General features: G+C 65.2%; 6 protein-coding genes and 1 riboswitch. Of the genes, 2 read left to right on the top strand and 4 right to left on the bottom strand.

Annotated features, from left to right (window positions below; translation table 11 throughout):
* From EN925_RS15330 to thiB, 4 genes are all read right to left on the bottom strand, one after another.
* The coding region (locus EN925_RS15330) for a M48 family metalloprotease (RefSeq protein WP_164894223.1) at window positions 1–1222 on the bottom strand (1222 nt) is incomplete at its 3' end.
* A gap of 258 nt (window positions 1223–1480) precedes the next feature.
* Window positions 1481–2272, bottom strand: coding sequence for a thiamine ABC transporter ATP-binding protein (gene thiQ / locus EN925_RS15325; protein ID WP_063169190.1), 792 nt, complete (start codon window positions 2270–2272; stop codon window positions 1481–1483).
* Complete coding sequence (thiP, locus tag EN925_RS15320; protein WP_128336665.1) at window positions 2265–3890, bottom strand: thiamine/thiamine pyrophosphate ABC transporter permease; 1626 nt, start codon at window positions 3888–3890, stop codon at window positions 2265–2267. The genes thiQ and thiP overlap by 8 nt, the downstream gene beginning before the upstream one ends.
* 8 nt (window positions 3891–3898) lie before the next feature.
* Window positions 3899–4897, bottom strand: coding sequence for a thiamine ABC transporter substrate binding subunit (gene thiB / locus EN925_RS15315; RefSeq protein WP_063169191.1), 999 nt, complete (start codon window positions 4895–4897; stop codon window positions 3899–3901).
* Between the two features lie 43 nt (window positions 4898–4940).
* Window positions 4941–5055, bottom strand: a riboswitch (TPP riboswitch).
* An 87-nt stretch (window positions 5056–5142) separates the two neighbouring features.
* Between thiB and EN925_RS15310 the strand changes: the two genes are divergently transcribed.
* On the top strand, window positions 5143–5802 hold the full coding sequence (locus EN925_RS15310) for a thiamine diphosphokinase (RefSeq protein WP_027162509.1): 660 nt from the start codon (window positions 5143–5145) through the stop codon (window positions 5800–5802).
* Between the two features lies 1 nt (window position 5803).
* Window positions 5804–7505 (top strand): ABC-F family ATP-binding cassette domain-containing protein (locus EN925_RS15305; protein WP_164894222.1); only part of this gene is annotated, 1702 nt, incomplete at its 3' end.

Here is a 7505-nt window from a genome sequence, read left to right as displayed (position 1 = left end):
TGCTGGCCGAAGGGGCCGCGGTCAGCAGCCGATAGACCTGGCCGCCGGCGCGGATCACCGCAATGTCGAACTGCCAGCCTTCGGCGCCGGCATGCGCGGTCGCTGCCTCGTTGCCGTTGATGGTTTCCTGCCTGACGCTGCTGTCGACGAGACCAGCCACCCAGCCGCTGCGGATATAGTCCGTCAGCGCCCGGTTCTTGTCGATCGACACGCCATCGAAACGGATCGCTATGTCGCCGGGGCCGGTGGCCGTCACCGCTGCCGCCGAATTGTCGATGATGAAGCCGTCCGGTACCGTGAACGAAACGCCAAGGCCCGGATGCAGGAAGGTTTCGCCGCGCACATAGCCTTCTTCCGGCGTGTCGCCATAGAGCAGGCCGTCTATGCCGGCGAGGAAGGAATCGCGGTCGCGCGTGCCGACGCCCGGCGCGCCGAACTGGCGGGCATGGCGCTGCGCCAGATCGATGCGCTGCGGCGTATTGGGGTGCGTGGCCAGGAAGTCGAGGCTGGCGTCGGTGGCGCCGCTGATCGAGCGGAAATCCGTGTAGGCCGACATTGATTGCAGGAAGCGGCCGGCGGCGAAAGGATCGTAGCCGGCCTCGCCGATCGACTTGATGCCGATGGCGTCGGCTTCCAGCTCCTGGTTGCGCGAGAATTGCGCGAGCCTCAGCTTGCCGCGGATCAACGCCGCCTTGGCGGTCGGGCTGTCGCCGAGCACATCGGAAACCACCTTGGTCGCCAGGCCTTCCTCTGCCTCGAGTTGCTGGCGCTGCAAGCCGTGATTGGCGGTGACGTGGCCCATCTCATGCGCGATGACAGCTGCAAGCTCGGCCGAATCATTGGCCAGCGCCAGGAGGCCGCGCGTGATGTAGAGATAGCCGCCCGGCAGCGCGAAGGCATTGACATTGGGCGAATTCAAAATGGTGATGCGATAGGTCTGTGTCGGGTTGGCGGACACCACCGTCAAACTACCGACCACCTTGGCGACCATGCGCTCGAGCTTGGGATCGGAATATTCGCCGCCATAGGTCGCCAGGATGCGCGGATGCTGCGCCCTGGCCAATTCGGCGAGCTTGTTGTTGGCGCCGACATTGTCCACCGTGATCGGCTTGTCGGAAGGCTGGAAGCCGGATTCCTGAACCTCCGGCGGCGTGAACATCTGGCAGCTTGCCAACGCCACGGCAAAGCCGGCCAGCGCGAGGAAGCGCGCCAGCGGTTTCATTCCCAATGTGTTAGCGCCGATCGCCAGAACGGCTTCCTTTCGGGTCCCGGCACATGACATTGAAAATCGGGGACGATCTTCAGAATGCTCACGTGCCATATCTCAAACTGCTGCAGTATCCGCGGCCCATCCCAGGGGCGGGCGCCGGATACTGCAGGCAAATCACGGCCTGTGCCGGACCGGTAGGGCGGACCTAGCCACACTCCCCCGGTCATGGCAAGCAAACGCCACATCGCCTGGAGCCGGTTTGACCGTAAATTATGTCCGCTTCCGGGCAACATCGCGTGATGTGGAATATCCGGCACCCGCGCCGATATAGCGCCGGAACGCCTCCGGACCAGCCCCGGCAAAGAAATCATCAGCCTTGCCGGTCGCAGCGACCAACCCATTGTCGACAAACACCATATGCTCGCCGATGCGGCGTGCATCCTCCGGCTGGTGGGTGACGAACAGCACTGTCATGGCGCGTTCGGCATGAACGGCGGCAACCAGATCCAGCATCTCGTCGCGCAAAGCCGGTCCGAGCGAAGCGAAGGGCTCGTCGAGCAGCAACACCGGTCGGTCGCGCACCAGCACGCGGGCCAGGGCGACGCGCTGGCGTTCGCCCCCGGAGAGCTCGCGCGGCAGGCGTTTCTCCTTGCCCGCAAGACCGGTGCGCGCAAGCGCCTCGGCGACCGCAGCGCGGTCCGCCTCGGTCAGCCGCAGGGATGGCGAGCGGCCGAGCCCGACATTCTGCTCGACGGAAAGATGCGCGAAGAGATTGTTCTCCTGGAACACCATCGACACCGGCCGCGCCGAGGCCGGCTCGGCGCTGACATCGACACCGCCGACCAGCACGCGGCCCGACCGTGGGGTCTCGAAGCCGGCGACCAGATTGAGCAGTGTCGACTTGCCCGAACCGCTCGGCCCCATGATGGCGGTGATCGTCGCCGCGGCAAACTCGACATCGAAAACAAGCGGCGCCTCGCCATAGCTGCCATAGCTGAACGACACTTTGTCCAGCCGCACCGGCGCGCCCTTCGCGAGCCCGTTGGCCGCCTTTTCACGCATCACGGACCTCCTCCCTTCCCAGCCAGTGCGCCGCCACGATCAACGCGAGACAGACGAGGCCGAGCAGCAGTGCGAGGCCGGCGGCATCCTCGGTGCGGTAGCTGCCCATCCGAGCCAGAAGAAGGTAGGGCAATGTCTGCACGGAATCACTGCCGAACAAGGCAATGACACCGAGATCGCCGAGCGACAGCGCCATGGCGAAAGCGAAGGCCGTGGCGAGCGGTCGCCGCAGCGACGGCCAGTCGACCAGCATCAGCCGGTTCCAGCCCGCAATGCCGAGCTGTGCACAGAGCCGTTCGTGACGCTCGCTCGCTGCATCATAGGCGGGACGCACGGCGCGGAGCGCAAACGGCATCGCCATCACCGCGTTGACGGTGACGACCATGACCGGGGCGAGGGCGAAGACATCGCCGACAAGGCGCAACAACAGGAACCAGCCGGCGCCGACGACGATCGGCGGCACGACCAGGACAAAGCCGGCGCCGGTATCGGCGGCATGTTCGAGCAGTGTCTTGCGGCCAGTCCGGCTGTTCAGCGCCAGTGCCCGCCGCGCCATGGTCAGCGCCAGCGACAGCATCACCGAAAGCAGCGCCGACAGGAAGGCGAGCGCCGCGCTGGTCAGCGTTGCCTGCCGGACAGTGGCCTCGCCGGCCAAGCGGGCGAGATCGGCACTCAATCCGGCCATCACGGTTGCCGCAATCGGCCCGACGACGAACAGCAGCGCCAGGACGATGAGTAGCGCGTTCAACCAGGTCTCGCTCCGATTGACCGAAAGATGGCGGCGTTGCGCGACCGGCAAATTGGTGTCGCCGACCACATTGGCGCCTAGCCGCGTCAGTGCCAGCACCACGATAAAGGTCAAGGCGATCTGCAGCAGCGTCAGTGTAACGGCCCGCGTGGGATCGAAATCGAAGCGCAGCGCCTGGTAGATGCCGACCTCAAGCGTCGTCGCGGCCGGCCCGCCGCCGAGCGTCAGCACGATCGTGAAGGATGTGATGCAGAGCATGAACACAAGCCCGGCGACGCCGGGCAGTGCGGCGCGCAGCGTTGGCCATTCGATCAGCCGGAACGCCGGCCGCGCCGCCATGCCGAGTTGGCTCGCCAGCCGCCATTGGTCGGCCGGTATGGTCTGCAGCGCCTCGAGGAACAGCCGCGTCGCCAGCGGCAGGTTGAAGAAGACATGGGCGACGAGAATGCCGGACAGGCCATAGATGCCCGGCCAGCTTCCGCCGCCGATAACGGCAAGCACGCCGGCGAAATAGCCGGCACGGCCATAAAGCGCCAGGATGCCGAGCGCTGCAACGATGGCCGGCAGCGCCAATGGCACGGCGAAGATCTGCAGGATGAAGGCGCGGCCGAAGAAACGTGGATGCCGCGACAGAGCGCGCGCCACAAACAGCCCCGGGATGACCGAAAGCAGCGTCGACAGGACCGCTTGCCAGAGCGTGAAGCGAATGACGCGAAGCAGATAGGGATCGAAGGCTGCCCAGGCGCCCGAGAAATCATGGGCGCCCTCGAAAAGCAGGCCAGCAAACGCGCCGCCGATCAGCAGCGCGATTGCAGCGAGCGCGACAATGCCGGCACTGACGCGGGAATCCGTGGAATGCGCCGGCGCCATCGCGCTGCCTATTTGCTCATCGCCGCCAGCCATTCATCGACCCAGGCCTTGCGGTTGGCGGCGACCTCTTGCGGGCTGAACAGCAAGGTCTTCGTCGGCTTGACCAGTTTGTCGAAGGCCGGATTGAGCGGCTTGTCGGTCTTGCCTGCCGGGAACATCCAGTTGGTCTCGGGGATGGCATCCTGGAATTTCGGCCCGGTCATGAAGGCCATGAACTTGGCCGCCAGCGGATTCTTGGCTCCTGTCGTGGTGATACCCGCCACCTCGATCTGCAGATACTCGCCCTCCTCGAAGGAGGCCGCTTGGTAGCGCTCCGTGTTCTCGGCGACCATGTGGTAGGCTGGCGACGTCGTGTAGGACAGCACCATCGGCGCCTCGCCCTTGGTGAACAGCCCATAGGCCTCGCTCCAGCCCGGCGTCACGGTCAGCACCTTGGCCTTGAGCTTGGCCCAGGCCTCGGGTGCCTTGTCGCCATAGACCGACTTGACCCAAAGAAGCAGGCCGAGGCCTGGCGTCGAGGTGCGCGGGTCCTGGATGACGATCTTGTCGTTGGCACTGCCTTCGATCAGCTCCTTCAGGCTCTTCGGCGGCGTCTTCATCTTCTGCGTGTCGTAGACGACAGCGAAATAGCCGTAGTCGAAGGGGACAAACGTGTCGTCGCTCCAGCCGCCCGGCACACTGACATCCGTCACCGCGCCATGCGGCGCGAACAAGCCTGACGCCTTGGCATCGGCGGTGAGATTGGTATCCAGGCCAAGCACGATATCGGCCTTGGTCGATGTGCCTTCCAATCTGACGCGGTTGAGCAGCGCGACGCCATCGGCGACCGAGACGAAGTCGACGTCGCAGCCGCATTCGGCCTCGAACTCCTTCTTCACCACGGGACCCGGACCCCAGTCGGCGGTGAAACTCTCATAGGTGTAGACGGTGAGCTTGTCCTTGGCCAAGGCGGGCCCGGACAAGGCCACGACCGTTGCTGAAACAAGAGCATATAAAAGCGTGCGCATCGGCGCCTCCTTCGTTCGAATTGAAAGGAATTGAGGCGTCGGACTGTCCGAAACGTCTAATCCCTCCGCCGGTACAAACCGGATCAGGTTCAGCGGGTTGGCGAGACTGCCTCTCAGCCGGTCCGCGAAGATCGCGTCCGGCACCCCGTTAGAGCGTTTCGACACATAGGCCGGGCCGATCCGCCATGCAAGCGGGAGTTTGCCGCCTTCCGTTTCCCGTGCCGGGCTGGTAAGGGCCACACGATATGAGCACATTCACCATCCTGCTTGGCGGCGATCTCATCCGTACGCCACGGCTCGACCGTCAGGTCAAAGGCTCCCGCGTCATCGCCGCCGACGCCGGCATCGGTCATGCGCGGTTGCTGGGTCTCGTGCCGGAGCTGTGGGTGGGTGATTTCGATTCGGTGCCGGCCAACCTGCCGGACGATCTCGCTTCCGTGCCGCGTCGGACCTTCCCGGCGGAAAAGGACCAGACCGATGGCGAACTTGCCGTCGCCGCGGCACTGGAGCGCGGCGCGACCCGCCTGGTGCTGGCCGGCGCCTTTGGCGGCAAGCGCGCCGACCACGCTTTTCTGCATCTGTCGCTCGCCCTGCGGCTGGCGGAGGCGGGAACGGACGTGCTTTTGACCAGCGGCGCTCAGGAAGGCATCCCCCTGCTGCGCGGAACGGCCGGCTTCGACTATGCCGACGGCACGCTGTTTTCGGTGCTCGGCTTTTCCGAGCTCGACGGCCTGACCGTCACCGGCGCCAAATGGCCGCTCGCTCACGTCAAGGTGGCGTTCGGTTCGTCGCTGACCATTTCCAACGAGGTCAAGTCCGACAAGACCGGGGGCCGCCTCGAAATCGCGCTCGGCCATGGCCGCGCGATGCTGCTCGCTCATCCCTATCCCTTACCTGAAAGCTGACATGGCCCCGCCCCTTCTCAACCTCGACGGGATAAAACTGACCTTCGGCGGCACGCCGCTGCTCGATGGCGCCGCCTTGACGGCTTCGGCCGGCGACAAGATCGCGCTGGTCGGCCGCAACGGGTCCGGCAAGTCGACCCTGCTGAAGATCGCCGCCGGCCTGATCGAGCCGCAGGACGGCGAAGTGTTCCGCCAGCCTTCGGCGACCGTCCGCTATCTGCCGCAGATGCCCGACATGGAAGGTTTTGCCACTGTCCGCGCCTATGTCGAGGCCGGGCTTGGCCCCGCCGACGATCCCTACCGCGCCAGCTATCTGATGGAGCATCTCGGCCTGTCGGGTGAGGAACGTCCGAACGACCTGTCGGGCGGGGAGGCGAGGCGCGCCGCCCTTGCCCGCGTCATGGCGCCGGAGCCCGATATCCTGCTGCTCGATGAGCCGACCAACCATCTCGACCTCTCGGTCATCGAATGGCTGGAAGAAGAACTCATCCGCACCTCCTCGGCGCTGATCGTCATCTCGCACGACCGCCGCTTCCTCGAACGCGTGTCGCGCGCCACGGTCTGGCTCGATCGCGGCCAGACCCGCAGGCTGGACAAGGGCTTCGGCCATTTCGAGGAATGGCGCGACCTGGTTCTGGAGGAAGAAGAACGCGAGCAGCACAAGCTCGGTCGCCAGATCGTTCGCGAAGAGCATTGGCTGCGCTACGGCGTGACGGCGCGGCGCAAGCGCAACATGCGCCGGCTCGGCGAGTTGCAGACCATGCGTCAGCGTTTTCGCGGTCATCGCGGGGCCGAAGGGTCGGCGATCATGGTGGCGAGCGACGCCACCGAGTCCGGCAAGCTGGTGATCGAGGCGAAAAACATCGAAAAGAGCTTTGGCGATCTCACCGTGGTCAAGGCGTTTTCGACCCGCATCCAGCGCGGCGATCGCGTTGGCCTGGTCGGGCCGAACGGCGCCGGCAAGACCACGCTCTTGAAGATGCTGACCGGCGAGATGAAGCCGGACGCAGGTTCGGTGCGGCTCGGCACCAATCTGGAGATCGCAACGCTCGACCAGAAGCGCGAGGCGGTCGACCCGCAGGAGACGCTGGCACAATATCTCACCGATGGGCGCGGCGAAAACCTCGTCATCAATGGCGAGCAGCGCCACGTGGTCTCCTACATGAAGGATTTCCTGTTCAAGCCGGAGCAGGCGCGCACGCCGGTGCGCGAGTTGTCCGGCGGCGAGCGGGCGCGGCTCCTGCTGGCGCGCGTGCTGGCGCGGCCCGCAAACCTTCTGGTGCTCGATGAGCCGACCAACGATCTCGACATGGAGACGCTTGAACTGCTGCAGGAACTGGTCGCCGGTTTCGCCGGCACCGTCATCCTGGTCAGCCACGACCGCGATTTCCTCGACCGCACCGTGACCAGCCTGATCGCGCCGGATGGTGAAGGCCGCTGGATCGAATATGCCGGCGGCTACTCCGACATGTTGGCGCAGCGCGGCGGCACGAAGCTGGACGACCGCAAGGCGCGGGCGAGAGCCGAAAATGGCGAGGCGCCCGCGTCAGGCAAGAGCGAAGCCGCCGCGCCAAAAGTGCCGGCGAAGAAACTGTCGTTCAAGCAGAAATTCGCACTGGAATCCCTGCCGAAGAAAATCGAAGCTGTGATGGCCTCTATCTCGCGGCTGGAGAACAACATCGCCGATCCGGCCTATTACGAGC

Source organism: Mesorhizobium sp. M7A.F.Ca.US.006.04.2.1, assembly GCF_004022915.1.
In the GTDB taxonomy this organism is placed as follows: Bacteria; Pseudomonadota; Alphaproteobacteria; order Rhizobiales; family Rhizobiaceae; genus Mesorhizobium; species Mesorhizobium ciceri.
This window is presented reverse-complemented; position numbering and strand designations above follow the sequence as displayed.